The organism is Streptomyces brevispora (genome assembly GCF_007829885.1).
Classification (GTDB): Bacteria; Actinomycetota; Actinomycetes; order Streptomycetales; family Streptomycetaceae; genus Streptomyces; species Streptomyces brevispora.
Window position 1 is genome coordinate 305,016 of record NZ_VIWW01000003.1, and the last position, 22,149, is coordinate 327,164.

General features: G+C 68.2%; 19 protein-coding genes and 8 pseudogenes. 17 read left to right on the top strand and 10 right to left on the bottom strand.

The genetic code is table 11. From position 1 onward, the window contains the following. The first annotated feature begins 349 nt into the window (after positions 1–349). The 4 genes from FHX80_RS34385 to FHX80_RS34400 all read left to right on the top strand — a co-directional run bounded on the left by FHX80_RS34385 (position 350) and on the right by FHX80_RS34400 (position 4,283). A complete protein-coding gene (locus FHX80_RS34385; RefSeq protein WP_145768377.1) occupies positions 350–1,390 on the top strand; it encodes an MDR family NADP-dependent oxidoreductase in 1,041 nt (346 codons plus the stop codon). 183 nt (positions 1,391–1,573) lie between these two features. Continuing rightward, positions 1,574–2,719, top strand: a complete 1,146-nt coding sequence (locus FHX80_RS34390; protein ID WP_145768420.1) for a cytochrome P450 — start codon at positions 1,574–1,576, stop codon at positions 2,717–2,719. 129 nt (positions 2,720–2,848) lie between these two features. Then, a complete protein-coding gene (locus FHX80_RS34395) occupies positions 2,849–3,304 on the top strand; it encodes a hypothetical protein (protein ID WP_145768378.1) in 456 nt (151 codons plus the stop codon). Positions 3,305–3,668: 364 nt separating this feature from the next. Continuing rightward, positions 3,669–4,283 carry an SMI1/KNR4 family protein gene (locus FHX80_RS34400; protein ID WP_145768379.1) on the top strand — a complete coding sequence of 205 codons (615 nt, stop codon included), beginning with the start codon at positions 3,669–3,671 and terminating at the stop codon, positions 4,281–4,283. 201 nt (positions 4,284–4,484) lie between these two features. On the opposite strand, the gene FHX80_RS34405 is transcribed toward FHX80_RS34400, so the two are convergent. Beyond that, positions 4,485–5,033: a YciI family protein gene (locus FHX80_RS34405; RefSeq protein ID WP_145768422.1), complete on the bottom strand. Its 549-nt coding sequence runs from the start codon at positions 5,031–5,033 to the stop codon at positions 4,485–4,487. A 54-nt stretch (positions 5,034–5,087) separates the two neighbouring features. On the opposite strand from FHX80_RS34405, the pseudogene FHX80_RS34410 reads away from it, so the two are divergent. Further along, positions 5,088–5,373, top strand: a pseudogene (locus FHX80_RS34410) (transposase family protein); the annotation flags it as partial. Positions 5,374–5,615: 242 nt separating this feature from the next. Beyond that, positions 5,616–6,065, top strand: coding sequence for a glutaredoxin domain-containing protein (locus tag FHX80_RS34415; protein ID WP_145768380.1), 450 nt, complete (start codon positions 5,616–5,618; stop codon positions 6,063–6,065). 260 nt (positions 6,066–6,325) lie between these two features. On the opposite strand, the gene FHX80_RS34420 is transcribed toward FHX80_RS34415, so the two are convergent. Next, the gene (locus tag FHX80_RS34420) at positions 6,326–6,946 is read right to left on the bottom strand and encodes a DinB family protein (RefSeq protein ID WP_145768381.1); all 621 of its coding nucleotides are present in this window, start codon (positions 6,944–6,946) and stop codon (positions 6,326–6,328) included. Between the two features lie 332 nt (positions 6,947–7,278). On the opposite strand from FHX80_RS34420, the pseudogene FHX80_RS35045 reads away from it, so the two are divergent. Further along, positions 7,279–7,502: pseudogene (locus FHX80_RS35045) on the top strand (IS5/IS1182 family transposase); the annotation flags it as partial. 47 nt (positions 7,503–7,549) lie between these two features. Here FHX80_RS35045 and FHX80_RS34425 read toward each other — a convergent pair. Beyond that, positions 7,550–9,334 (bottom strand): FAD-dependent monooxygenase, encoded by a 1,785-nt coding sequence (locus FHX80_RS34425; protein WP_145768382.1) that lies wholly within the window; start codon positions 9,332–9,334, stop codon positions 7,550–7,552. A gap of 296 nt (positions 9,335–9,630) precedes the next feature. On the opposite strand from FHX80_RS34425, the gene FHX80_RS35330 reads away from it, so the two are divergent. Further along, entirely contained in the window at positions 9,631–10,152 is a 522-nt protein-coding gene (locus FHX80_RS35330; protein ID WP_208764874.1) for a hypothetical protein, read from the top strand. Positions 10,153–11,024: 872 nt separating this feature from the next. Here FHX80_RS35330 and FHX80_RS34435 read toward each other — a convergent pair. Beyond that, positions 11,025–11,429, bottom strand: coding sequence for a hypothetical protein (locus FHX80_RS34435; protein ID WP_208764875.1), 405 nt, complete (start codon positions 11,427–11,429; stop codon positions 11,025–11,027). Then, entirely contained in the window at positions 11,426–12,280 is an 855-nt protein-coding gene (locus FHX80_RS34440) for an IS5 family transposase (protein ID WP_145768383.1), read from the bottom strand. The genes FHX80_RS34435 and FHX80_RS34440 overlap by 4 nt, the downstream gene beginning before the upstream one ends. A 142-nt stretch (positions 12,281–12,422) precedes the next feature. Here FHX80_RS34440 and FHX80_RS34445 point away from each other — a divergent pair, with 142 nt between their 5' ends. The 4 genes and pseudogenes from FHX80_RS34445 to FHX80_RS36505 form a co-directional block, all read left to right on the top strand. Next, a complete protein-coding gene (locus tag FHX80_RS34445; protein ID WP_145768384.1) occupies positions 12,423–12,752 on the top strand; it encodes a hypothetical protein in 330 nt (109 codons plus the stop codon). Positions 12,753–12,931: 179 nt separating this feature from the next. Continuing rightward, a pseudogene (locus FHX80_RS36955) lies at positions 12,932–13,147 on the top strand (Tn3 family transposase); the annotation flags it as partial. 100 nt (positions 13,148–13,247) lie between these two features. Then, positions 13,248–13,499, top strand: a pseudogene (locus tag FHX80_RS36960) (Tn3 family transposase); the annotation flags it as partial. Positions 13,500–13,573: 74 nt separating this feature from the next. Next, a pseudogene (locus FHX80_RS36505) lies at positions 13,574–14,236 on the top strand (Tn3 family transposase); the annotation flags it as partial. Positions 14,237–14,307: 71 nt separating this feature from the next. Here FHX80_RS36505 and FHX80_RS34465 read toward each other — a convergent pair. Further along, positions 14,308–14,766 (bottom strand): carboxymuconolactone decarboxylase family protein, encoded by a 459-nt coding sequence (locus tag FHX80_RS34465; protein ID WP_145768386.1) that lies wholly within the window; start codon positions 14,764–14,766, stop codon positions 14,308–14,310. Positions 14,767–14,852: 86 nt separating this feature from the next. Here FHX80_RS34465 and FHX80_RS34470 point away from each other — a divergent pair, with 86 nt between their 5' ends. The 3 genes from FHX80_RS34470 (at position 14,853) to FHX80_RS34480 (ending at position 17,505) form a co-directional block, all read left to right on the top strand. Beyond that, a complete protein-coding gene (locus FHX80_RS34470) occupies positions 14,853–15,728 on the top strand; it encodes a sigma-70 family RNA polymerase sigma factor (RefSeq protein WP_145768387.1) in 876 nt (291 codons plus the stop codon). A gap of 34 nt (positions 15,729–15,762) precedes the next feature. Continuing rightward, on the top strand, positions 15,763–16,725 hold the full coding sequence (locus FHX80_RS34475; protein ID WP_244318778.1) for a threonine/serine exporter family protein: 963 nt from the start codon (positions 15,763–15,765) through the stop codon (positions 16,723–16,725). A gap of 204 nt (positions 16,726–16,929) precedes the next feature. Next, positions 16,930–17,505 (top strand): NADPH-dependent FMN reductase, encoded by a 576-nt coding sequence (locus FHX80_RS34480; RefSeq protein WP_145768388.1) that lies wholly within the window; start codon positions 16,930–16,932, stop codon positions 17,503–17,505. Here FHX80_RS34480 and FHX80_RS36965 read toward each other — a convergent pair. The 4 genes and pseudogenes from FHX80_RS36965 to FHX80_RS34500 all read right to left on the bottom strand — a co-directional run. After that, the gene (locus tag FHX80_RS36965) at positions 17,441–17,911 is read right to left on the bottom strand and encodes an aquaporin (protein WP_145768389.1); all 471 of its coding nucleotides are present in this window, start codon (positions 17,909–17,911) and stop codon (positions 17,441–17,443) included. The two genes, FHX80_RS34480 and FHX80_RS36965, sit on opposite strands and share 65 nt — an antisense overlap. A gap of 86 nt (positions 17,912–17,997) precedes the next feature. Continuing rightward, positions 17,998–19,143 (bottom strand): glutathione-independent formaldehyde dehydrogenase, encoded by a 1,146-nt coding sequence (locus FHX80_RS34490; protein ID WP_145768390.1) that lies wholly within the window; start codon positions 19,141–19,143, stop codon positions 17,998–18,000. A 964-nt stretch (positions 19,144–20,107) separates the two neighbouring features. Continuing rightward, positions 20,108–20,197 (bottom strand): annotated as a pseudogene (locus FHX80_RS34495) (IS5/IS1182 family transposase); the annotation flags it as partial. Between the two features lie 192 nt (positions 20,198–20,389). Beyond that, a pseudogene (locus tag FHX80_RS34500) lies at positions 20,390–20,602 on the bottom strand (glycosyltransferase family 2 protein); the annotation flags it as partial. Positions 20,603–20,886: 284 nt separating this feature from the next. On the opposite strand from FHX80_RS34500, the gene FHX80_RS34505 reads away from it, so the two are divergent. Both FHX80_RS34505 and FHX80_RS34510 read left to right on the top strand, forming a co-directional pair. After that, positions 20,887–21,405, top strand: coding sequence for a transposase (locus FHX80_RS34505; protein WP_167523828.1), 519 nt, complete (start codon positions 20,887–20,889; stop codon positions 21,403–21,405). A gap of 383 nt (positions 21,406–21,788) precedes the next feature. After that, positions 21,789–22,071: pseudogene (locus tag FHX80_RS34510) on the top strand (transposase); the annotation flags it as partial. Positions 22,072–22,149 lie beyond the last annotated feature (78 nt).

The following is a 22,149-nucleotide window of genomic DNA, read 5'->3' on the forward strand; positions in this document are numbered from 1 at the left end:
AGATATAGCCTAGGGGTCCTAGGAGCGGCAACCGGCAGAGGTACTCAAGCCCGACAGGGCCTCGTGAGTCACGCCGGCTCTGTCCCCGGAGTCACCGCCATGACCGGCGCATGGGCTCCGAGCGCGTTCCCGGTACCGGTGGTCAGTGCGACGCGAGTGCCATGCGCGTGGTGTCAGCGCCGTGATGGCTCCGACACCGGCGACGGGCGCCTGCCGTCGGACTGTTCAGAGCCGGGCCGAGGTGCTGGGTCTATTGGCAAGCAGGAAAGAAACGAAAAGAATACTAAGTAACCCACATTGGCGACAGTGGGGTCAGTCCCTATTTCTTCCGGACCGGGCATCCGGTTGAATGGCTACGAGGTCAGTCACGGCGCTCGGGGGAATCTCAGCAAGTCATCGGCCGAGGATTGAAGCCGCTGAAAGCGGAAAAGAATCTATCGGGGAGATGTTGCTGAAGACCCGGTACGTCTCGGTCGACCCCTATCTCCAGGGCATCGCGCTGGACACCCCGCTCGGCCGGCACATGGGCGCCGACTCGATCATGGAAGTGCTGGAGGCGGGCCCGCGGGCCGCACACCTGCCGGGCGATCTGGTGCAGGGTTTCGGCGGTTGGCGGTCCCATCTGGTCAGCACGGGCACGGAATCGCTGTGGCAGACGGGAACCTTCCCGATGGTGTTCCCGGCCTTCCGCCGTCTCGACCCGCGCTGGTACGACGACGCGCTGCCGCTGGCGACGGCGCTGAGCGCGATGGGCGGCCCCGGCATGACCGCCTGGGGCACGCTGTCGAAGTTCCTCACCGTCGGTGCGGGGGACACCCTCGTGATCAGCGGCGCCTCGGGTGCGGTGGGGACACTGGTCGGCCAGCTGGCCCGGCTCGCGGGCGCCCGCGTGGTGGGCACGACGTCGAGCCCGCAGAAGGCGGAGTACCTGTTACGGCTGGGGTTCGACACGGTCGTCGTCTACCGGCAGGGCGACAGCGCCGAGAGCGTGCGCGACGCGCTCGCCCGGGCGGCTCCGGACGGCGTCGACCGCTACTTCGACAACCTCGGCGGTGCCGTGACCGACGTGGTGTTCTCCCTGCTCAACGTCGGCAGTCAGGTGGCGGTGTGCTGGCAGTGGGCTACCCAGGTCGGCCAGGACGTGGTGGGCCCCCGGCTCCTGCCGTACATCATGTTCACGCGCACCACCGTGCGCGGAATCTTCTCCCTGGAGTGGTTCACCGACGAGAACTGGCAGGCGCTCCACACCGAGCTGGGTGGCAGGGTCCGGCAGGGCGAGGTCGTCTGCGACCATACCCTCCACCACGGCTTCGACAACATCCCCGCGGCCTACGGAAGCCTGTACCACGACCGGGGGGCCAACCTGGGCAAGGTGCTGGTCGAACTGTGACCGGCACCGTGATACCCCTTCCCCTTCCGTTCCTCTTCGCCTTCCCCTCTCCTCTTCCCCGGCCGCTCCGCTTGCCCCGTCAGCTGTCCCGTCGAGCATGCACAGCCAGGAGGTACCGTGTCCGCCGCAGTCAGCACCAGCAACAGTGCTGGTCCCGAACCGCTGTTGGCCCCGCTCCACCGCATGGAGTTCGACGCCCCGGGCCCACCGCGGCTCACCGACCTGGCCGACGGATCCCCGGCCTGGCTGGTCAGCCGGTATTCCGATGTCAGGCAGGTGCTCAGCGACAGCCGGTTCGGCCGTGCCGAGCTGTACGCGGCGGACGGGCCGTCCCTGTCCCAGGTGCCAGGGCTGGTCAACGACCCGGACCTGATGTTCAACCAGGACGGCCCCAGTCACCTGCGACTGCGCCGCACCATGCGCCGCGCGTTCACCCCGAGGGCCGTCGCCCGCTGGCAACCCTGGATCGCCTCGATCGTGGAGCAGTTACTGGACGGACTGCCGACCCACGGGGACGGGCCGGTCGACATCGTCGCGGAGTTCACGCTGCCGCTGCCGGTTGCCGTGATCAGCAGGCTGATGGGACTCGACGCCTCCGCGCGTGAGCGGATGCGCCACTGGAGCGAGCACGCCTTCACGGACGGCTCGCGCTGCGGTGACGAGGTCGGAGCGGCCATGGCCGAGTTCTCCGCGTTCGGCGCCGAACTGCTGGCCGCCCGGCGGCGCGAGCCCGGCGACGATCTGGTGACTGGCCTGGTCCGGGCCGCCGACGAAGAGGGAGACATCCCCGAGGGCCAACTGGTCAGCCTGGTCTGCGGGCTGGTGGTGGGGGGACACGACAGCACGATGACCATGCTCGGCAACTCCCTCCTCTACCTGCTCGCCGAGCGACCGGAGGCCTGGCCGCTCCTCGCGGCCGGAGGGGAGGCGGCCGGTGCGGCGGCCGACCGTCTGCTCCACCTGATTCCGCTGGGCGACGACCGGGGCAGCACGCGTCGCGCGTACGAGGGCGTCGAGGTCGGGGGTGTTCTCATCCCAGCCGGTGCGGTGGTCCTGGCGGACTGCGGCATGGCCAACCGCGACCCCGCCGTCTTCCCGGCAAGTACGGCGGACGACCTGTTCGCACCCCTGGAGGCGCCCACCCTGTCCTTCGGCGCCGGACCGCACTACTGCCTGGGCGCCTGGCTGGCACGGATGGAACTCCAACTGGCCCTGCACAGAATGGCGGTCCGGTTCCCGGGACTGCGGCTGGCGCAGCCGGTGGAGTCCGTCCACTGGCGCGTGGGAACCACCTCGCGCAGCCCGGAACGCCTTCCGGTGACCTGGTGAGGAGCACGGTGAGCGAGGAGTAGGTCTTGCGGTACGGGCCTTGCGGACGTACGCGGACGTACGCGGACGTACGCGGGAACGGGCGTGCTCTACTGAAACGCCCGCCCTGTTCAGCACCGGAGGTCACTCGTGGCCCGGCTCCACATCCGTCCCGGCATCGACCCCGACGAGCCTGACGTGCCCGCTGTGGTGCTCGTCGTCGACCCCGACGGCCCACCCGGCGAGCGTGCGGTCCATGAGCTCTTCAACTGCTGCTACGAGGGCGACGGCGTGGTCTACCTGGTGCCGACCGATGGCTGGGCCGAGCACACCCTCGACGGCAACCGCTTGGTGGTCGACATCGCCGAGTACCCGGTCGCGCTGGGGCGCGTCGGGATGGACAGCGGGGCGTTCCCCGGCCACTCGGTGGTTGACCCGGAGGCGGCGCTGGTGTTGCGCGTGGACGCCGTGGTGGACCCGGAGCGGTACGCGCGGGCGGCACCGGGGACCGTGGTGTTCAGCGCGGGCCCGGACCAGTCGCTCGAAGAGGTACTCGCCTCCGTCGACGGCTGGCCGATGGTGCTCGGACCGTCGCCCGCGCGGTGAGCTCGCCAGGGGCGTCATCGCAGCGGTGCGGGCTTCCTGGACGGTGACGGTCTCCTGGACGGTGCCGGCCACGGTCCGGGAGGCCCGCACAACCGGCCGGGTGCGCCCGTGCATCGGGGCGGCGGCGCGTTCCGGGTCCGTGTCCTGAGGAGCGGCGTAGCCGACGTTGCTGCAGTGTGCGACCAACAGAGCGGCGATCGTGGCATGCCGTTCCCGAGGACGTGCCTCGCCGCCGGCGACCGAGGTGAACACTTGGTCGTCACCGGTCCAGGAGAACACCTCCAGTGGTACCTCGGGCAGATCGACCGGGCCTGCCGGTCGTGATCGGCGGCCACTGTCCGAGCGGGCTGGGAGACTGCCGGTCATGACCTCTATTGATCACAGTCGTGTGCGGCAGTCATGGGATCGAATCGGCCTCTGGCTGAGGACTCATGTCCGGCAGGCCCCGCTCAGACCGGCCGTGGACTCGGGTCGCCTTGACGCAGTTGAGGCAGCGCAGGCTGTGACACTGCCGGCCGACGTGAAGGAGTGGTGGGCCCTGGCCGACGTCAGCGCCGATTTCTGGATCCCCGGAGACTTCGCTCCTGTGGCGCTGGAAGAAGCCCTGGAGACTCGGGAGACCTGGCTGCTCGTCGCAGAGGAGGAAGGACCTCTGTTCGATCAGAACGGGGAGCCGGAGCCTCGCTTTCTGCCGGAGTTCATACCGATCGCGATGAGCCCCGGCGGTGACGGCCTCATCGTTGACCTTCGGCCCGGCGGGGCCAACGGGGCGGTCTTCCTGTGGGATCACGAGCGCTGGGGACTCGGGGTGCCGCTGTGGGACTCGATCGACTCAATGCTCCAGGACATTGCCGACGCCCTGGAGTCACAGACGGCAGTGCTGGGGCAACATGCTGCTCTCGGGGGTGCCGAAGCGACCTGTGTCGGTCAGCTCGGCGACGCGGGCGAACTCAACTGGGAACCGGTCCCGGTGGCCTGAGCAGGAACGGGCAGGTCATGGGGGGCGACGGTCTGGTCATGGACGTAGGGCCTGACCGTGCCGCAGGCGATGGAGACGTTGTGGTCGTCCATCAAGGCGGTCCAGATTTCCATGGCGGTGTGGCCCTTTTTCGACCATGGTGTCGGTGATGCCTTGGGCGGGCTCGATGACGGTCGGCCTGGACGCAGATGTTCTCGGACGTCACGACCGCCCGCCGAACTGCCAGTTGTGCACCTCAATGTCGGCGTACCGGTCCGGGGTCAGGATGGCGCGTGCCGTGTCCCGATCCGGTGCCCGGATCAATGCCGCCGTGCCCAGCCAGGTGGCGCCGTCGTCGGACAGCAGCGGTCCGTAGGCGATCAGTTCGTCCCGGTCGGCCGGCACCGTGGTGTCGGCGGCCTTCCCCGCGCCGAGGCCGAGCACCAGGTACCGGTTGCCTTCGGCCGGTCCGCCGGGGAAGTCCCACATGGTGCGCCCCAGCATGTTGCGCCATCGTCGCAGCAGCACATCCCGGTAGGCACCGGCCTGGTAGTTCGGCTCGTCGAAGGCGAACGTGCGGGCAGCGGAGGGATCGGGCAGGTCGACGATGTGCACGCTGCCGGTAGGGGTCTCACCGTCATCGGTGAGGGTCGGACCCCGGGCGATCATCTCCTTCGCGTACTGGTCCATGTATGACCAGTGCTCTTCCGTCAGCCTGTGGCGCAGAGGCAGGGAACCGGGCCGGTCGCGGTGGTAACAGAGGAACTCCATGCCCCATGATCTCTTCACGGAGGCATCCAGGTCGAGCGGATTCCCATGCGACGGCTGCTCGTCCTGGCCCACGTGCGTTACGGGCACACGTACGCTAGCTCGCAGCCAGCTTCGGGATCGGGCCGGCCACCGTATACCGCTACATCGCCGGAGCGGTTGAGATCCTGGCCGTCCTCGCCCCACCCTCCAGCAGGCCGTGGCCGTCGTCGCCAACAAGGCGTTCGTGATCCCGAACGGCACACTGCTGTCCACCGACGGCATCGCCGCCGACCGCCCCGACTACTCCGGCAAGCACAAGCGCCACGGCATGCACGTCCAGGTCATCGCAGATGCATTCGGACCGGGAAGCGGGCGGTGAAGTCCTCCCGCACCAGGATCCGATCCGTCGGCGACCAGGCCAATGCCACCCTGAAGAGTCGGAGACTTCTGCGCGCAAACTCCCTTGCAGCTACGATCACAGTACGTGACGACCTTGCGTCAATCTCGTGATCATCGTCGGGCAGATTCTGACGACCGTTCGCCAGCCGGCGAGACCTGTCTGTCAGGCTCTCTTGTCGCGACCTTCCGATAGCCTTCGTCGTCATGATGCGCGCTTGGATCCTTCCGATGCTGTTTGTGCTCGGTGGCTCAGTCGTCGCGACCGGGCTGATCCTCAGCGGGGTCCCCGGCGAAGCCGCAGCACTTCTGCTGTTGTTTGTGCTGCTCGCTGTCGTGCACTCGCCTCTGGTCTTCCCGAGGTCGATCGGTGCGCTGGAGGCACAACGCCGCAGTGCGGTCGACGGCCGGCCGGTCGTCTTTTGGCGGTCGGGCTGCAAGTACTGCCTGCGGCTGCGCATCCGGTTGGGCCGAAGCGCCCGACAGTTGCATTGGGTCGACATCTGGAGTGACCCGGCTGGAGCGGCAGTGGTGAGGGCAGTCAACGATGGCAATGAGACCGTGCCGACCGTTGTCGTGACGGGCCGGCCGCATGTCAACCCGGACCCTGAATGGGTGCGCGAGCAGCTTGGGCAGAGCCCGGAGTCGATGGGGTGACTGTCGGTGTGGTGGTGGTTTCGGGGCAGGGGCGTATGGCTTGATGTTCGGTGTTGTGCCGTTACGGATGGGTTCCGTATCGGTGGCATCCTGTACGGCTCGCACGTGGCTGTGGATCCGTTGGCTGGTGCGTGGCGGCGAAACGTTCTGGTGGGAGGTGAGTGGTGTACAGATTTTGGGACTTCAGAGAGAGCGTTGTCGGTCTGCCCGAGTAGAACCATCACTGCGAGTATCCGGTGGGATGTGTGCAACGACGGGTGTCAGTGTGGTTGTGAGCGGTACAGGTCGCGCATCAGGGCGATCTCTGCTCCGTGGTGCAGCAGTTCCTGGTTGACCCACCAGACGATGTCGATGAAGGGGTCGCCGGAGTCGCTGCCGTGGGGGTAGGTGCTGTATCCCACGGTGTCCAGGGCACTGTCATCGACACCGTGCAAGGCCTTCCGCCAGGCTGCGGCGCCGGTCTCGAAGGCTGAGATCGCCCCGGCAGCGTCTTTGCTGCTGCAGTAGTCGTCCCGTGTCAGCGTATGGCTGCCGGCTGTGTGGTCAGCCCGAAGGGTCAGCAGTTCACAGAGGTGACTCAGACGCCACGCGATTGTGGTGAAGGGTGGCGGGGCGGGGTGCGGGCCCGGTGTGGCGTCGCGTCCCCACTCACCTGTGCCGGTCAGGGTCGTCGCCCGGGGTCCGGGCCCGTCCGTACGTCGTCGGACCGACCAGCAGTCGGGCACCGGCTCCCAGAAGTACTCCTTGTCAGTCATGGGGCCGACCTCGACGTCCGTGCCGTTGCCGCTGTCCATGACGGGGCCTGCCAACCGGTCGGCAAGTCGCTTGTGCGCGAAGTCGAACTGCTGGAGCAATGGGATCATGCGTGGCGGCGTAGGCATCGGAGGCTCCTGCGGCGGGCTGCGGGGACGGGATTGATCTGTCGTCACCCTGTCACGGCCGGAACCGCACCTCATTTCATTTTCTCGCCAAGCCCAGCGCCATCGCTGAACACTTCAGCTGGTCAATTGGTTGTCAGCTGGGCCATGATGATTGTTCTGAGAAGGCAATAAGCGAGTCTTCCGCTGTTTTGTGGTGTTGAGGAGTTTCGGCTCGTCGGCGGGGTTGGCCGTGGTGCTCTGGGGGGTGGGTGAGCGCAGGGCGTACAAGACGGATCTGACGAACGTAGAGGGGGCGGTGATCGAGCCGCTGATCGCAGCGTGGAGGGCGCGGCATCCCTGACGTGCTGCGGATGATGGTGCGCGAGAAGGCCGGGCGCAAGGCCGATCCGAGCCTGGTGGTGCTCGACTCCCAGCCGGTGCGCGCGGCGGCCGGGGTGCCCAAGACCACCACCGGCCTTGACGCGGCCAAGAAGACCCCGGGCCGGCGGTGGACGTCATGGGGCTGATCATCGCGGTCGTTGTCGCGGCACCGGTGCACGACAACGCGATCGGGGTGAGGTTCTGAACCGCCCCCGGTCAGGGGGTGGTGTTGTTGTGGTTGTGTCAGGTTGACAGTGCTGGGGCCGGGGAGTCTGGGGTGGTTTTTGAGTCCCTGGCTGCTGTCTGGTTGGTATGGGTCAGGGCCGTCCTGCTCCTGGTATGGCTTGGTGTTGTTTCGGTCGTGGGGGTGAGGAAGGTTTGGCGCAGGTGTGTTGTGAGGTGTTGTGGTGCGGCTGGGTGGAAGCGTCCGGAGAGGTAGCCGTCGGGGCGGATCAGGAGGGCTTCGCCGTCACGTGGTGTGTAGGCGTCGTGGAATTCGCCTGCTGTGTCGTGTACCCGTGGTGGGTGCAGGCCGACCGGGCGGGCGTCGTGGGGTACTTCTGCGGCGGTGATCAGGTAGGCGTCGAGCAGGCCGTGGGCGGCGTGTTGTGCTTCGGCGGCGCAGGCCTCGAGCCGGGCGGCGCCGTCGCCGGAAATGTGTTCCGGGCCCGCGAACAGCAGCAGTACGTGTCGCGGGGTGCGCAGCAGGTCGAACAGGCGCCGGGGGTAGGAGGCGAGGTCGCTCTGCAGGCCGCGGCAGTCCGGTGCCCGGTCGCCGGGGGCGGGACCGGCCGCGGGTGTGCTGTCCGCTGCTTGCGGTTGGACCAGCGGGCTGTCCGGGTAGGCGATCAGCAGCTGGGCCTGGCGCCGCAGTGTCGTCTCGGTGTCGTCCCCGTTGTTGCTGAGGCCGGAGCGGGCGTGGCGGACGGTGCGGGCGTGGCGGACGGTGCGGTTGACCACCTCTTGTGCGACCGGGTGGCGTTCGGTGTGGTAGCTCTCCAGTACGTCGTCGGTGGCCAGACCGCGGACGGCCAGGGCCAGTTTCCAGGCAAGGTTGTGGGCGTCCTGCACTCCGGTGTTCAGACCCTGGCCGCCGATCGGCGGGTGGATGTGTGCGGCGTCTCCGGCGACGAAGAGGCGGCCGTTGCGGTACTGGTTCACCAGGCGGTGGCTGATCCGGAAGGCGGACGACCAGCGGAGGGTGGAGGCGGTCGTGGGTTCTGGGGACAGCCGGTCGAGCACGTCCTGGATCTGGCCGAGGTCCGGTCCGCGGCCGCCTCCCATCCCGTCCGGGGCGCTCGAGTCGTCTTCGTCCCCGGTTCGGGTGCGGGGGCGCAGCATCGACAGCCAGTACCGGCGAACGCCGGGCATCGGAATGCAGACGAGCATGTCGTCCATGGTGCCGTTGGCGTCCAGGTTCACGGAGCGCATGCTGTAGCCGGCGGGCAGTTCCCAGTCGACTTCGACGTCGCCGATCATGTACTGCTCGGGGAAGGCGTCGCCCTCGAAGGTCAGCCCGGCGGCTTTGCGGACCAGGCTGTGTGCGCCGTCGCAGCCCACGACGTAGCGGGCGTGCAGATGCTCGGTCCGGCCGTCGGCGTGCGCGAGGACGGCCTCGACCTCGTCGGGGCGTACTTCCACCGAGCGGAGTTCGGTCGGCCGCTCCACCTCTGTGCCGAAGCGCGCGAGGTGCTCGGTGAGCAGCCGTTCGGTTGCGTACTGGGGCAGTGTGGTGAAGGGGTAGGGGATCTCGGGTGGCAGAGTCAGCTCGGAGCGGGGGGCCGCCTTGCCGTTGATGAAGACGAGCTGGCCCAGGTGTGGCACCGCGGCGTCCAGTGCCTCGCGGACCAGGCCCATGGTGTCCCACATCTCCAGTGTGCGGGGCACGATGCCGATGGCTTTGGCGAAGGGTTCCGGGGCGGCCAGCCGGTCGATGATGCGGCAGTCCACGCCGTGGCGCCGCAGTTCGGCCGCAGTCGTCAGGCCCACCGGGCCCGCGCCCACTACGAGTACGTCGACATCGGCCATGATCGGGCTCCCTCGTCGTCCGGAATCAGTTCCCGAGCCAGTGTGCTTCACCAGGTTGCGTTGATCCGGCAGGGTTGAGGGTGTGTCATGGCTGGCCGATCTGTGCGGTGGTTCCTCCAGGTCTGATGCTGGAAGGGGGCTTGTTGGTGTGTGGGGTGCCGGCCGGCCTGGTGTGTTGCTGGTTTGCTGAGAGACGGAATTGGCGGTTCGGTGTTGGGTGGTCGGGGTGTGTGAGCTGGGGTTATGTGTTCCGTGTTGAGGTCGGCAGTGTTCGTTGTAGGTAGTTCTGGCGTGCCATGGCCCGGTTGGTGTTTGTGCTGGTCAGGGCTGCTTCTGCTGTTTGTTGGGTGGGGTTGGCGGTCTTGGGTGCGGGGGTGGTGGTGGGTTTCGGCGAGGTGGTCGAGGCAGATGGCCTCGGGTGTGGTCTTGGTGATGTGTTCGGTGCCGTCGCTGATGGCGGTGATGGCGGTGGTGGCTGGTTGGCGGATCAGTCGGGTGAGGGATCCGGTGCGGCCGGTGGTGCGCTGGTGGAGGCAGGTGGCGTGGCGGGGGAGTGTTCCGGGTTGGTGGTGCTGGAGGTCGAGGTGGTATTCGATGGCGGTGGTGACGTCGCGGAACGGCTGGTGGGTGCTGTGGCGGGCGGGGAGGGGGCCGCAGCTGACCAGGGTGGCGCGTCCGGCGAGCTGGGTGCCTCTCACGCCGGTGAACAGGGGGTGTCGGTGACGTTGATGCCGGCGTGGACGAAGGTCGCGGCGACGCGCTCACGCCTGGAGGACGTGGTCGCCGGCAGCGAGGACGTGACAGTCCAGGGGAGGTGACGGTGAGGACGCGGTGGCGGGCGGCGGGCGGTCGTGCTTCGCCGAGCTGAAGGCCGATCCGGAGGCCCGGGGGCACGGGGCCGGAGGCCCTGCCGGCGGAGGTGAACAAGCTCCAGCGAGTGCGGCGGCCGGAGCTGCCCGCGGGCTTGTTCGCGGACGTGTCGCAAAAGCTGCTGGAGGCGTGGCGTGGCGTGGCGTGGCGGCGCGGGCGTCGGGGGAGTGCCCGGCGAACCTGGAGCGTATGAGACCGGCGTGACGGCTGATGCTGCCGGCCGCGCTGTGTCATGTGCGGCAGAGGGAGGTCACCGATTTGCTGGTGGACCTGTTCATCCGGCTCGTGCTGAAGATCAATACCCGAGCGGAGGGCCGACAAGGAGTTGAACGCCGAGCTGAGGAAGATCCGGGGCGAGGAGGGCGTGCTGCTGCGGAGTGTGGAGGCGGCGTTGTCGGAGCCGTCCGGCACGGTGCGGTGCGGTGGGTGAGCTGCTCCGTGGTCGGCGGGGAGAGGACGCTGAAGGCCCTGGCCGCGGAGGCGGCGGCGAACGAGGCCCGCTACCAGGCCCGGTCCGCACCGTGCTGTGCTCCTTGTGCGCGGTACACCGGTGGCGGGTGCTCTCCCCCCTTTTTTTGCTGGGCGCGCTGGGGCTGACGTGCAGCAGCACCGTCTACCGGCCGGTGATGGACGCGATCGATCTGCTTAAGCGGTATCTGAAGCGGCTGTTGAAGGAGGGGGCGTGCTTCGGTCCCGCGGAGACGGTGCCGCTCGCGGGGGTGGTGCCCGAGCAGTGGCGGGCGGCGGTAGTGGACGAGCGTGGGGCGGGTCGAGCGCATTCCGTGCGAGCTGTGCGTGTGGGTCGCGCTGTGAGTGGACGTTAAGTCCGTTTCTGGTAGCGGCCTCGTCCGGGTTGGGTGAGGAAGCCTTGGCGGAGGAGGCGTGCGAGGCGGCTTCGGGTGATGTTGACGGATGCCTCGTCGGTGGGCATGTCGAGGAGTTCGTGCAGTTCACGGGCGCGGAATGCCTGGACGGGGTGTTGGTTGAAGGCGTTCACGATGGCTTGGTAGGCGGTGCTCATCTCGGTCTGGGGTGGGTCGGGTTCGGTTACTGCCGGTGCGGTTTGCCCGATGACCTTCCGGGCGATGTCCAGCTCCGCGAGTCGGGCCGCGGTCTCGGCCAGGGCGGCGGTGAGGTGTTCGATCTGCCCCTGGAGTTCACCGGCGCGGGCGGTGGCCGCCTCGTGCTGGGCCTGGAGGCCGGCGAGGAGTTCGGTGACGTTCACGCGGCGAGCCCGAGGTCGTCGCGCCAGGCAGGGCTCGGTGTGGTCAGGCGGCGGGCCATGTTCGAGGTGGAGGCCCAGTAGACGCGTGAGGCGGAGGTGTCGGGGCGGTGGTCGTACTCGCGGGTCAGGCGCCGGTGCAGCAGCAGGGTCCCGTTGACCTGCTCCACGATCCAGCGCTTGGGCTGCGGGACGAAGCCCTTGCCCTTGTCGTCCGGGTTGCGGCGGACGATCTCGACGTCGATGTCCTGCAGCACGCCGTGGATCACCACTTCGTCCTTGAAGCCCTGGTCCACCAGGGCCTTCTCCAGACGGTTCCCGCAGCGTTCGGCGGCCTGGTCGAGCAGGGCGGTGCCGGCGGCGTTGTCGTGGGCGGAGGCCGGCAGGACGACTACGCCGATGACCAGGCCCAGAACGTCCACGGCCAGCCCGCGCTTGCGCCCGGACACCTTCTTGTTGACGTCAAGTCCAGTCGTGGTCCTCGGGACACCGGCTGCCGCACGCACGGACTGGGTGTCGATGATCACGAGGGACGGGTCCTCTAATCGGCGGGCCTTCTCCCGCACCTGGCAGCGCAGGAGTTCCTGGATCCGCTGGTCCAGGCCGTCCTCGCGCCACAGGGTGAAGTAGTAGAACACCGCTGACCAGGACGGCAGATCGTGCGGCAGATAGCGCCACTGACAGCCCGTCCGGTTCTGGTAGAAGATCGCGTTCACGACCTCCCGGAGGTCACAGGATCCCGGATCCCCGGTCGCCGACCGCGCCACCCGGTCCTGCTTCCAGCCCGTGATCACCGGCTCGATCAACGACCACTGCTCGTCCGATAAGTCACTCGGGTACGGCTCTCTGTCCATGCCCTGTATCCCAGCATGTCCATGCCCAACGCCCATCCCGCGTGGCGATCAGTCATACGATCGAGCGATCACGAACCGAGAAAGATCGGACTTAACGTCCACTGAGACGTGGTGCGCCGGCGGGAGACCTGGGTGGTGGGGGGTGAACTGGTGGCGCAACCCGGAGGATGACCTGCCCGCGGGCGTCGAAGGCAACCGGGACGTGTGTGACGCCGCCCTGGGCCGGCCGCAGGACTCCGGCGAGTTCGTCGCTGCCGTGCGGGACGAACTCCGTACTTCATTGGCCCACTTCGAGATCGCACTGGCGCAGGGCACGAGGGGCGGAGCGGCGATCGTCAAGAAGCACGGCGAGCCGTGGATCAGGCTCTCCCCGCGCGGCGAGGCAGGAGGAGCCGGAGTCCTTGGTGGCCGTCAGGGGCGGGATCGAACGCCGCGTTGGGGTACCAGCGGCCTGCTGGACATCCTGAAGTAGCGGAGTGCGGCACCTGGTTCATCGCCGCGTTCACCTCGGTGGCCACCAGGGAGAACAGAGAACCTGTCCAGGGAGGCGCTGTGGCGCCGCCTGCTCCTGGTGTTGTCCGGGCTGGGCACCGGCATGGGCATCAGGCGGGTCGCGGTGACCGGTAGGCACGGCGGGAGCGAGGCGACGCTGTGGCGGGTGCGGCACCTGTTGGTGAACCGTGCCGACTGCGCGCGGTCCTGCGGGAGCTGGTGAACGCCATGCTCGCTGCCCGGGATGCGATGTGGTGGGGCACCGGCACCGCATGTGCGTCCGGAAGCGGCACGTTCGGCGCCTGGTCCAGGAACCTGATGACCGAGTGGCATCAGCGCTACCGGAGCCCCGGCGCGATGATCTACCGGTACGTCGAGCGGACATCCCGTCTGCATCTACCAACTCCCGGCTCAAGTCCTGTCCGGCCTCCGGGGCCGCCTCGGGATCGAGGGTGTGCCGTGGCACCGCACCGGTATGGAAGTGGACCGGCAGTACACCGACACCCACGGCGCCTCCATTGTTGCCGTCGCCGTCGCCGTCGCCTTCGCTCATGTGCTTGGCTTCACGCTGGTGCCGGGGCTGAAGAACATCGGCTCCGCGAAGCTGTACCGGCCGGTGGCCGGGCAGGACGGGAAGTGGCCGGACCTCGCGCTGGTGCTCTCCACCGACGCGAACGACTGGGATCTGACCGTCCGGCCGTACGACCAGATCGTGAAGTACACCACCGCCCCGCGCCCGGGCACCTCGGGGGCCGGGCAGGTTCTGCGCCGCTTCATCCTGGGCGGCCCCAAGCACCCCCCACTTACCAGGCGATCGGAGAACGTGGGCGGGCGGTGCGTACCGTCTTCGTGTGCGCCTGCGTCGCCGGTGTGGAGATGCGGCGCGAGATCCACGAGGGGCCGCAGGTCGTGGAGAAGCTGGAATTCGGCGGGCAAGGACCTCTTCTACGGCAAGCGGCGACCTGGCCGGGGCGGACAAGGAGTTCCAGGAGGTGTCCATGCTCGCGCTCCGCCTGCTCGGGCCCGCCCTTGGTCCACGTCAACACGCTGCTGATGCAGCAGCAGGTCCTCGCAGACCCGAAGCGGGCCGGCATCCTCACCGAAGCGGACCGGCGCGCACTGGCTCCACTGTGCTGGACGCACGTGAATCCCTGTGGCCGTTTCGAGCTGGACATGAACACTCGCCCCGACCCCGACCCCGACCCCGACCCCGACCCCGCCCCCGACCCCGACCCCGCCCCCGACCCCGACCCCGCCCCCGACCCCGACCGCGACCGCGATCCCGATCCTGACCGCGATCCCGATCCTGACCGCGATCCCGATCCCGATCCCGACCGCGATCCCGATCCCGATCCCGACCGCGACTCCGATCTCGATCCCGATCCCGGCCTGGGCGTGACTGCGCGGGCCGCCCTGTCCCTGCCGCGTACTCCCGGGGGCGGACCGGCTGCCGCCGGGTGGTGAGGAGGTGGGGGCCGGTCTTCCGACGGGCTCGGTGACCACGGCCCGGTCAGTGGGCAAGAGCCGCGCTGGTCTCAGCCCCAGGTCTGGCCGGCCGGCTCCTTGACGGTGCGGTTGATCCGGTTGAAGAAGTTGGTCAGCGCGATCTCCAGGTTGATCGCATGGATCTGCTCCTCGGTGAAATGAGCGTTGACCTCTTCCCAGATCTCGTCGGTGACGCCCTGCGCACCGTCCTGCAGCCGGGTGGCTCCCTCGGCCAGCGCCAGTGCCGCGCGCTCCGCGTCGGTGTAGAACGGCGCCTCACGCCACGCCGCCACGTTGTGCAGCCGCTCGTCGGTTTCACCAGCCTTCTTCGCCCCGGTGACACTGGCGTAGATGCACGCCGAGCAGCTGTTGATCTGGCTGACGCGAAGGTGGACCAGCGCAAGCAGCTTCGGGTCGACGCCCCCGGCGGCAATCGCCTTGTGGAGGTGCTGGACCGCGGTCCACACATCGGCGTTTTTCGTGTTCTTGTTCTTGAGCCGGTTTTCCATGTGAGAGTGCACTCCTTCATCGGGATACGTTGCGGGGCTTTCGCCCGTCACCCCTATGACGGAGCAGCTTCCAGAGAGGTAACACCATGCCAGGCACCCAGCCCACGGATCCGATCGGTGACGCCTTCGAGGCCCACCGTGACCGGCTCCGAGCCGTCGCCTACCGCGTGCTCGGATCACACGCCGACGCGGAGGACGCGGTCCAAGAGGCGTGGTTACGTCTCGCCCGCCAGGACACCGACACCATCAACAACCTCGGCGGCTGGCTGACCACCGTGGTCGGACGCATCAGCCTCGATGTCCTGCGCTCACGCGGGGTCCGGCCGGAGCTCTCCTTCGACACCCAGCTGCCCGAGTTCACCGTGACGCTCGACGACGCTCCTGCTCCGGAAGAGCTCGTGGCACTCGGGGACTCCGTCGGCCTCGCGCTTCTCACGGTCCTCGACTCGCTGCGCCCGGACGAACGACTGGCGTTCGTGCTGCACGACGTGTTCGCCGTGCCCCACGGGGAGATCGGCGCGATTCTCGGCAAGTCCGCCGACGCGACCAAAATGCTCACCAGCCGCGCCCGCAGGAAAGTACAGACCGCCCGGCAACCGGCGGGCGCCGGGCGTCAGCAACGCGAGGTGGTCCAAGCCTTCCTGGCCGCGGCCGGTGAGGGCCGGTTCGAGCAGCTGCTGCAGGTTCTCCACCCCGAAGTGAAGTTCACCGTCCACACCCCGAACGGCACGTTCGTCACACTCGGAGCCACCGAAGTCGCCACCCGCGCACGAGTGGCCGCCAGCGCGGCACGAGGACATGCGGCGACCGTCAACGGCCGCCCCGGCATCATCTCCTGGAGCGAAGACGGCACCCCGCTCTCCGTCCTCGCCTTCACCGTCACCGACGGCCGCATCACCGAGATCACCGCCGTGGTCGACCCGGCCGAACTCGCGTTGATGGACCTGCCGAACCCGGTATGACCCCTACCGGCGACCCCTGCTTGTCTTCCATGTGGTGTCGGTCCTCGTCATCGAGGCGGCGCCGGTGCCGTACCCGTGGTGGCTGAAGTTCCTCGGCATCGTGCTGTTCGCGCTGGGTTTCGCACCGTTGATGCAGCCCACCTGGTACGAGATCGCCACCACGGCCGTGCTGGGCGCGCTCGCCGCGGCTCTCGCGGTCACCGCCGACCGCGTGCTGCGGCTGCACCGGTTCCTTCCGCTCACGGTGTCAACGGCGGTCTCTGTCGTCACGATCGAACTGTTCGCCGACAATCCTGCGCACGGCGGTCCCGTCCTGCTGATGCTCCCTGCGCTGTTCTACTTCGTCCCCGGGGACTACCTGAGCGCGGCGACCGCCGAGCTGGCCGCCGGCCTGATCACCACCGGTGCGCTACGGCTCGTCTACTCCGTCTTCCTACTGGTCCAGCTGTACGTCGGCGTCCTGCTCGGCGTCCTGTTCACCGGCTCCTCCCCCCACGCCCTCTTCGACGTCGCCGCCCACTCCGACCTACCCCGGTGGGCGCTGTTCCTGGCCTGGATCGTCTTCACAGCGGGCACCCTGCTCGCCTTCGCGACCCCCCCTGCGCTTCTTCTGGCCGCTGCTCCTGCTCGTCTACGTCACCGTCGGCGTGCAGTCGGCGCTCACGAAGTTCGCCGGGGAGACGGGCAGCACCTTCGCCGCCGCGGCTACGCTGATCGCGCGCGGGCCGCGCCGTCCACCCCGGCTGATCCTGATCCTGCCCGGCTTCTTCACGCTCGCCGTCGGCTCGCTCGGCATGCGCGGCCTGACCACTTTGGTCGGCGGCTATGTCGAGGGTTCCAGGACCTGCTGAAGCTGGTCACGATCGTCGCCGCCCTCGCCATCGGCCTTGTGGTCGGCGAAGCACTCACGCAGGGGCACAGCGAAACCCAGGCCGGGCGGCACCATGACGCGCGCACTGGCAGCCCTCACCGAGCAGGACGACGCGGCCCCGCATGAGCCGGGCCGCCCGCAGCACGGCCGACGCCGGTTCTCGCCGAGCTCGTGGTCCGACCGAAGGGCGCATGACGCGTGCTCCTCCGGTTGGATCAGCCGGCAAGCGGATCACCAGCGGCCGTGGTTTCGTGCACTTGGAAGAAGTTCGCCCGCTTTCCGGAAGAGAAGCGGGCCAAAGCAAGGTGCGCGCAGCGGAATCGAGGACGGATGACCAAGTACAAGGTCGGCTACATAGTAGGAAGCCTGGCGACTCACTCCATCAACCGAACGCTCTCCCAAGCCTTGATCCGGCTGGCCCCACCAGACTTGGAGTTCGATGAGATTCCGATCAAGGACCTTCCGCTCTACAGCTACGACTACGACAGTGACTTTCCTGTCGAGGGCAGGAAACTCAAGTCTTCCATCATTTCCGTCGACGCCATTCTGTTCGTTACCCCGGAATACAATCGATCAATCCCCGGCGCCCTGAAGAACGCCATCGACTGGGCCAGCCGTCCCTGGGGCGACAATTCATTCACGCACAAACCGTCCGCGGTGATCGGAGCCTCCCCCGGCGCCATCGGGACAGCCATCGCCCAGCAGAGCCTTCGCAGCGTCCTCAGCTACTGCAACTCTCCGCAAATGAACGCGCCCGAGGCCTACATCAGATTCAGACCGGAGGTGTTCACGGAAGATGGCCAGGTCACCAATAGCGACACGGAAGAATTCCTGCGGCGCTTCATGGAGGAATTTCGCGATCACATCGTACGCGTGCTCTCCGTGCTGCCTCCCAGGGAAACGTGATGCCCTCCACGCCTTCTGTTAGCCATCTGGTTCGGCGACCGATCTTGTTGGGGCGCACGGGCTTCCTGGAGTGCAGCATGTGCTGAAAGTCATGCCGGGGTGTTATTCGGCTTCGGGTGTTCGTCCGGGCGGCGGTGTGGACGTTTGAGGGTGCGCAACGAACACATAGGCCGCGACGGCGACGACGGCGCCGATCACCGGACCGCGCCCCGGAGATGGGGCCGAACACGTAGACGGCAGCGGCGATGACGAAAGCGAACGAGAAACCGATGATCTCTATCGCGGCGTAGCCCAGCTGGCCCTTGCCCACCACCAAGGCGGCTACGAACGAGCCCGCCCCGAAGATCACCAGTAGCGCGGTGCCGATCGCCTCCGCGGCCGACCGCCGCCACAGCTCCGCGGTCATGCATGCTCACCCCGATAGCTCGAGCGCGCCGGGGGTGCACGCCCAGCGTCAGGGGTGTTGGCCGTGCACCGGCCGGCTACATCGGATCAGGCGGCCTTTGGGTGGGGCTCGAGGACGACCTTCGAGTAGCCGTCCTCACGCTTGTCGAATCGTTGGTAGGCGTCCGGGGCCTTCTCCAGTGGCAGCCGCTTGGAGACGACGAAGCTCGGCTTGGCCCGGCCGGCGATGATGAGGTCGCGCAGCTGCTGGTTGTAGGCCTTGACGTTGGCCTGGCCGGTGGCCATCTGCAGTCCCTTCTCCCAGAACTTGCCGATGTTGAACAGCAGCCGGCCGTGCGCGGCGTCCTCGTTCGGCGCGCCGGGGTCGGAGGGTACGTACAGGCCGACTACGCCGAGCATGCCGGTGGCCCGGACGGTCTGAACGAGGCTGTTGAGCACGATCGCCGGCTGCTCCTCGCCCTCCTGCACGGTGGCCTGGTAGCCAACGGCATCGATGCCCTTGTCGGCACCGTTCCCGTTGGTCTGCTCGGTGATCTGCTCGACGGCGTCGACCTTGCTGTAATCAACGGGGATGGCGCCGATCTGCTCGGCCAGCGCTAGGCGGCTCGGCACCTTGTCGACGCTGAACACCTTCGATGCTCCCCGCAACAGTGCCGAGTAGGCGGCCATCAGCCCCACCGGACCAGCGCCGGACACCACTACCGTGTCGCCCGGGCTGACCTGGGCCAGCTCGGTGGCGTGGTACCCGGTGGGGAAGATGTCGGCGAGCATCGCGAAGTCGTCCTCGTGCTCGGTGCCGGGCGGCAGCTGCAGGCAGTTGAAGTCGGCGAACGGCACTCGCAGGTACTCCGCCTGCCCGCCGGTGTACGGGCCCATGGCCACATAGCCGTAGGCACCCCCAGCGAAGCCGGGGTTGACGGTCAGGCAGAAGGCGGTACGGCCGGCCAGGCAGTTCCTGCAGAAGCCGCAGGCGACGTTGAACGGCATGCTCACCCGATCACCCGGCTTGACGCTGGCAACGCCCTGGCCGGCCTCCTCGACGATCCCCATGTTCTCGTGCCCGAAAACGATCCCGGCCTCCGCGGCGGTGCGGCCCTCGTACATGTGCAGGTCGGAGCCGCAGATCGCGGTCGTGGTGACCCGGACCAGGGCGTCGGTGGGGTCCTGGATGCGGGGGTCGTCGACCTCTTCGACGGCGACCTTGAACGGTTCCTTGTAAACGACGGCTTTCATCGTGTGCTCCTCTCCACCGAGTCCGCGGCGTTTCGCGGTTTCACCAGCTCAGCCACGTGGTCCGCTCAGTGGCCGGGTGCTCTGTTCAAAAGGGGTTACCCCAGGTGACTCCCGACCCGGCCCACTCCCGGCGCGGTCGCCGCCGCAGCCCGAGCGGCGATTGCATTCCTGACCGTGTGGACGTGTGCGCGGCGATCTGCCGGGGGACCCCCCTCAGCACCGCCAGCCGCAGCACCCGCTCGCCCGGCGGCAGCAGGTATACCATGCCCCCGGAAGCATCTGTCTCCCGCATGAACTGGTCCAAAGCGGCGTCGAGTGGATGCGTGCCCGAGCCTGTGCTCGTGCCGAAGCCGGCAAGGTCCCTCATGCTCTCACCCTCCCGAGCGGCACCGGGCAGAGATCCCTCCAGGCGACCGAAGCGGCATCTGGCCGCCTCCGCGCTGATGCCCAGGCCGGCACCGATCTGCGCCCAGCTCGCCCCGGCTCGCCGGTCCGCCAACACCGCACAGCGCACCAGCTGCCCGGCCAGCCCGGGCACCTCCGCCACGGCGGCAACATGGCAGCCCTCCGCTCCTCGCCGCGGGCGCGAGTCGCTCGCCTGCTGGGTTGCGGCCTGCACCTGCGTCAGAAGATCCGCTTCCGCGAACACCAGCGCCTGCCGCGCCTTCGCCGCCGCCTGCCAGCGACGCCTGGCTCGCCAGGCCGCCTGCCGATGCGCCTGATGGCAATACCGCCGACCCGGGCCTGCCGACTCCGGCAGTGGAGCTCCGCACCACCCACACCGATCGTCACCCATATACCGATCATCACCCATATAGGGGAAATATTCTCTACTGCCGTGATGGCGTGCTGCACACGTCCACCGGGGCGGTGGCGGCCGTGCTCGGCAGACATACATACCGATCATGTCGGCATCAAGATGCCCAAACTGCCGCACTCGGACGCTGCGTAGATCGGCACTCGCTCATGGGCGGCGGTTCGGACGGTTGTCCCAGCGGTGGGTCGTCCACGCCCTGCGGAGCAGGCTACGGACGGTGATGATCGTATCGGCGATGACGCGTTCCGCACTTGCCACCGAATCGGTGTTGAGCTTTCGGACACCGAGACTCCCATGCCCAAAATCGATCTCATCGACCGTCGCCGAGACCCTGATGTTCCCGAAGGCCGTAGAAGTGCCATGAGTGCAGCCGCCGCGCTGCCCAGGTCGTGCGGGCCCTGACCCACAGATCAGACGAGAATCTACAACCGCGATCCGCCGCAACACGCCTGTGTCGATCAACAGCCCGTCATCGTCCAGGTCCACGAGCACGTCCACGTCACCGAACTCACGCAGCCGCCGCCAAGCGACGTTGCGGCCTCCGGACACCCCCAGGTTCTCCTCCAGCTCCACCGCGGTCACGCCGTCCGGCAGCCCCGCAAGGGCCGTCCCGTTTCCGACGACGACAACCCGGGCAGCGGGCCGTCACCGCCCCACACGCCACCGAAGCCAGCGTCCGCCGCCGTCGCCGCCCCTTCGCGCCCGACCGGACTACCGACTAGGCCGCAGAACATGACTTACTTGCCTGCGTGCCTCTGCTCGCGCTTAGCCTTGATCCACCGAGCAATAGCCGGTCCAGGGCTTGGACATGAAGGCGCGGATGCTCTCTGAGCTGGGACGATGGGACTTCCTACGGTTCCACATCCACAGAGCGAGAGAACACCCGCGAGATGCAATCTTCCCATGCCGCTGCGGCGGTGTCGGCCGTGTTCGATGACCAAAATCTCGTGGCGTATGCCGGGCTGGTCCCGGTGATGCGGCTGGCCGAGCGGTGCGGACTCGCCCGTCTGGTGGCTGCGAAGGTGAAGCTTGGCGGTGCGGAGAACGGCGCGGGGGCCACGGCAGACGCCAAGGTCACCAGCATCGTGGCCGGGATGGTCGCGGGTGCGGACAGCATCGACGACCTCGACGTGCTGCGGCACGGTGCGATGCCGGTCCTGTTCGGCGGCATCCGGGCACCCTCCACGCCGGGCACGTTCCTGCGCGCGTTCACTCACGGCCATGCTCTCCAGCTCCATGCCGTGCACCGCAGGTTCCTGGGTGCGCTGGCCGCGCACACCCCGCTGCTGCCCGGGGCCGATCAGACGGTGTTCATCGATGTCGACTCCACCCATAAGCGGGTCTACGGACGGGCCAAGCAGGGCGCCGAGTACGGCCGGTGCAAAGGCATCCGCACCCTGCACCCCCTCCTCGCCACGATCCGCACCCCACCTCGCGGCCGGTGATCGCCACCGTGCGGATGCGCCGCGGCAAAGCAGCAGACTCCCGAGGCGCCCCGAAACTCGTGGCCGAGGCCCTGGCCACCGCCCGCGAGGCCGGCTGCACCGGCATACGCATCCTGCGGGCCGACTCGCAGTTCTACAACGCCGGGGTAATCGCCGCCTGCCGCCGGGGCGGTGCCCACTTCTCGATCACCGCCGGCATGAACCCCTCCATCAAACGGGCCGTCCACAGCATCCCGACGACGCCTGGCAGCACATCAGTTACCCGACCGCGGCGGCCGGGGCTGCACCCTCCGCGTCAGCACCAGTCCACCGTGCCCGCGGTCCACCGTGCCCGCGGTCCACCGTGCCCGCGGTCCACCGCGCCCTCCGCGACCGTTGCCAGGGCGTGGGAGGAGTTCATTCCGTTCCTGCGTTTCGATACCGACATCCGCCGCGTCGTCCGCACCACCCACGCGCTCGCGTCCGTCAACGCCAGGACCCGCCGGGCGGTCAAGGCCCGCGGCCGCTTCCCCGGCGAACAGGCCGCACTGAAGTGCCTCTGCATGGCGATCATGTCTCTCGGCCCCACCGGCAAGGGCCGGGCCCGCCGGACCATGCGCGGGAAGACCGCCCTGAACGCCTACGGCATCACCTCCGACGTTCGACGGCCGGCTCTCCGCAGCCCGGCAGCAACCCTCGACAACCCGCGCCGCACCACTCGTTCGGCAGACCCTCCGGACCGTCATCAGGTGTCCCTTCCGGTGA